Genomic DNA, 581 nt, shown 5'->3' on the forward strand with positions numbered 1-581 from the left:
GCGGCATCCGGGTGCTCCTCGGGGTGCCCATCGCGATCGTGAGCACCGTGGCAGTCACGCTCGGCATCGCCCAGCCGGCCGACGCGGCACCACCGCAGGTCAAGCGGCAGGCGAAGCCGAGGGCCCAGGGCGCCGACGTGCACCGGGTGGTGAGGGCCACCGCCGCAGCGCAGGCACCCGGCGAGTACGTCGTCGCGGAGGGTGACACCATCAGCGGGATCGCCGAGCGATTCGGCCTCGCGACCGCCGAGGTGCTCGCGGCGAACGGACTGGGGTGGTCGAGCCTGATCTTCCCCGGCCAGCGACTGGCGTTGCCCGGCGGCCTCGCGCCCGATGCGGTCCCGGCGCCGATCGCCGTCGCCCCTGAGATCGCCCGCCACGTCGTGGCGGAGGGAGACACGGTCAGCGGCATCGCCGCCGCGTACGGGCTGACGCTGGCGGACGTCCTCAGTGCCAACGGGCTCAGCTCGTCGAGCCTCATCTTCCCGGGTCAGGCGATCGTGCTGCCGCTCGCCGGTCCGGCCGGCGAGGCGGCGCCACCCGCGGCAGCGCCGTCCCCGGCACCCGCTCTCCCTCCGGAC

General features: G+C 75.2%; 1 protein-coding gene. It reads left to right on the top strand.

What is annotated here, in order from left to right; translation table 11 throughout:
• Nucleotides 1-581, top strand: a 581-nt coding sequence (locus AC1DY2_RS20485) for a LysM peptidoglycan-binding domain-containing protein (RefSeq protein WP_476764082.1), incomplete at both ends; no start/stop codon positions are given.

The sequence above is a fragment of the Agromyces sp. P1_H4 genome (assembly GCF_056405255.1).